This window comes from Streptomyces sp. YS-3, assembly GCF_045257485.1.
In the GTDB taxonomy this organism is placed as follows: domain Bacteria; phylum Actinomycetota; class Actinomycetes; order Streptomycetales; family Streptomycetaceae; genus Streptomyces.
In genome coordinates this window covers 1-2,447 of the sequence record NZ_JBJHPC010000816.1, presented here as the reverse complement: position 1 = coordinate 2,447, position 2,447 = coordinate 1, and the positions used below count along the sequence as shown (strand labels likewise).

Genomic DNA, 2,447 nt, shown 5'->3' with positions numbered 1-2,447 from the left:
ACCCCGCCGACGCCCAAACCGCCTCAGCCCCTGTGCAAAACCCCGACGAAAGTCCAAACCGTCACTCTTCGGAGTGAGCGAGTTATTCAAAACTGCCTGCTCGTCCACAGATTTCCCAATTCCTCTGGCTTTCCTGGCCCAAGAAGCTCACTCTAGGTAGTGACGGGGAAACGGATCGTCGTATGAACGGGGGCGGCGCATGGACGCGGTACGGCTCATCGGGATGAGCAGGTTAGCGCTCGCGGAAAGCACCGCGGCGCTGGAGATCGTCACCGAGGCCTGGCAGGCACAAGCCCTCGCCCAGGCCATCGGAAGTCACCTCGCGGTCACCGGCCCGCCCGAACTCAGGGGCGAAGCCCGCGGCCTCAGCGAGACCGGCGGCCGGGGCTGCGGCGTCCTCGACCACCCCGGGCTGCGCATCGGCGGCATCCGAGCCACCCAGCTCTCCGGCATCAACGACGCCAGACAGACACTGACCGGCCTCGGCGGCCTGCTCGGAGACGTCGGCATGGCCCTCGTCGGCGTCGCCTGCGCCACCGACGAAGAAGGGCTCTACTGGCAGTGCATCGAAGCGATCGACGCCGCCGACGAATCGAGCGACCGGGTCCGCGGAATGCTCCGCAGACTCACCGTGCGCGAGCAGGAGAGACGGCCGGGCGTCCTGCGCGACTCGACGGCGCGGCCGTCATGAGCGGACGGGAGACAGCGCGCCGCCCCTCACACGCCTCATACGCGCTTGGAGTGGCCCTCCGCCTGACCACCGGCCTGCTGACCCGGCACCCGCTCGGCCGACGACTGCAGATCGGCGTCGAGCTGCGACAGATCCGCGGTCAGTGCCGCCATCAACTCCTCCATCTGCTGCAACAGCCCCTTCGGCGCGCCCTGCTGCTCGGGCACGGACTGGCCGTCCGGCTCCTGTGGCACGGCCTGTTCGGGCACAGCTTCCTGGGACATGAAGGCCTCCTCGGCCCGAGCCCTCCCGCGCGGCTGCGAGGGCGGCGGTTCGGCAGACGCGTCGGCAGTGGCCGCCGGCGCGCGGGCCGGGCGGTCCGGCTCCGCCCGAGCCAACGACCACTCAGCGCCACAGTCACTGGTCAGAGCCCCCGCGGCCCGTCAGGTGGACGATTTTCACCCGACAGGGCAGCCATCGAGCATGCGGGAACGGCGGGGTTGACGACAGTTCGAAGGTGCAGGATGGATGCATGGATCTTCGAATCTTCACGGAGCCCCAGCAGGGCGCCGACTACGACACCCTCCTCGCCGTCGCCAAGGCCACCGAAGCCCTCGGGTTCGACGCCTTCTTCCGCTCCGACCACTATCTGCGCATGGGCTCCGCCGACGGCCTCCCGGGCCCCACCGACGCCTGGATCACCCTGGCGGGACTCGCTCGCGAAACCAGCCGTATCCGCCTCGGCACCCTGATGACCGCCGGCACCTTCCGCCTCCCCGGCGTCCTCGCCATCCAGGTCGCCCAGGTGGACCAGATGTCCGGCGGACGCGTCGAACTCGGCCTCGGCGCGGGCTGGTTCGAGGACGAGCACAAGGCGTACGGCATCCCCTTCCCCAAGGAGAAGTCCGCACGCCTGGAGGAACAACTCGCCATCGTCACCGGACTGTGGGCCACCGAGACCGGCAAGACCTTCACCTACGACGGCACCTACTACCAGCTCACCGACTCACCCGCGCTCCCCAAGCCCGCCCAGGCCAAGGTGCCGGTCCTGATCGGCGGCCACGGCGCGGTCCGCACCCCACGACTGGCCGCACAGTACGCCGACGAGTTCAACATCCCGTTCGCTTCCCTGGCCGACAGCGAGCGGCAGTTCAATCGGGTGCGCACCGCCGCCCAGAGCGCCGGACGCAACCCCGACGACCTGGTGTACTCCAACGCCTTGGTCGTCTGCGTAGGAAAGAACGACGCCGAAGTGGCGCGTCGGGCGGCTGCCATCGGAAGGGAGGTGGAAGAGCTCAAGGCGAACGGGCTGGCGGGCTCGCCCGCCGAAGTGGTGGAGAAGATCGGCGCGTACGAGGCGATCGGCTCGTCCCGGATCTACCTCCAGGTCCTGGATCTGGACGACCTCGACCACCTCGAACTGATCTCCTCCCAGGTCCAGTCCCAGCTGAACGGGGCCTGACCGTGCGGCCCGCCCGTCCATTGGCCGAGGCGCTGTCCACGCGAACCGTGGTCCTCGACGGCGGTCTCTCCAACCAGCTGAAGGCCCAGGGCTGCGACTTGAGCGACCCGCTCTGGACCGCACGGCTGCTCGCCGACGACCCCGGGCAGATCGAGGCCGCACACGAGGCGTATGTACGGGCGGGCGCACAGGTACTGATCACCTCCAGCTACCAGGCGACCTACGAGGGCTTCGCGCACCGGGGAGTCTCCCGCCGTGAGGCGACGGCGCTGCTTGCCCGAAGCGTGGAGCTGGCGAGAAGGGCGGGGGAGGGGG

The 2,447-nt window shown here is 69.2% G+C and carries 4 protein-coding genes; 3 read left to right on the top strand and 1 reads right to left on the bottom strand.

The features are described from left to right. Positions 1 to 199: 199 nt before the first annotated feature. Positions 200 to 691: a DUF6099 family protein gene (locus tag ACJA3G_RS35140; RefSeq protein ID WP_406557083.1), complete on the top strand. Its 492-nt coding sequence runs from the start codon at positions 200 to 202 to the stop codon at positions 689 to 691. A gap of 35 nt (positions 692 to 726) precedes the next feature. Here ACJA3G_RS35140 and ACJA3G_RS35135 read toward each other — a convergent pair whose 3' ends face one another. Further along, on the bottom strand, positions 727 to 954 hold the full coding sequence (locus ACJA3G_RS35135) for a hypothetical protein (RefSeq protein WP_406557082.1): 228 nt from the start codon (positions 952 to 954) through the stop codon (positions 727 to 729). 248 nt (positions 955 to 1,202) lie between these two features. Here ACJA3G_RS35135 and ACJA3G_RS35130 point away from each other — a divergent pair, with 248 nt between their 5' ends. Then, a complete protein-coding gene (locus ACJA3G_RS35130) occupies positions 1,203 to 2,132 on the top strand; it encodes an LLM class F420-dependent oxidoreductase (protein ID WP_406557081.1) in 930 nt (309 codons plus the stop codon). Between the two features lie 2 nt (positions 2,133 to 2,134). After that, on the top strand, positions 2,135 to 2,447 hold a 313-nt coding region (locus tag ACJA3G_RS35125; protein ID WP_406557080.1), incomplete at its 3' end, for a homocysteine S-methyltransferase family protein.

Bases quoted from the DNA above. Each gene is read 5' to 3' on its own strand.
- ACJA3G_RS35140 (WP_406557083.1), top strand. From the start codon at position 200: ATGGACGCGGTACGGCTCATCGGGATGAGCAGGTTAGCGCTCGCGGAA.
- ACJA3G_RS35130 (WP_406557081.1), top strand. From the start codon at position 1,203: ATGGATCTTCGAATCTTCACGGAGCCCCAGCAGGGCGCCGACTACGAC.
- ACJA3G_RS35135 (WP_406557082.1), bottom strand. From the start codon at position 954: ATGTCCCAGGAAGCTGTGCCCGAACAGGCCGTGCCACAGGAGCCGGAC.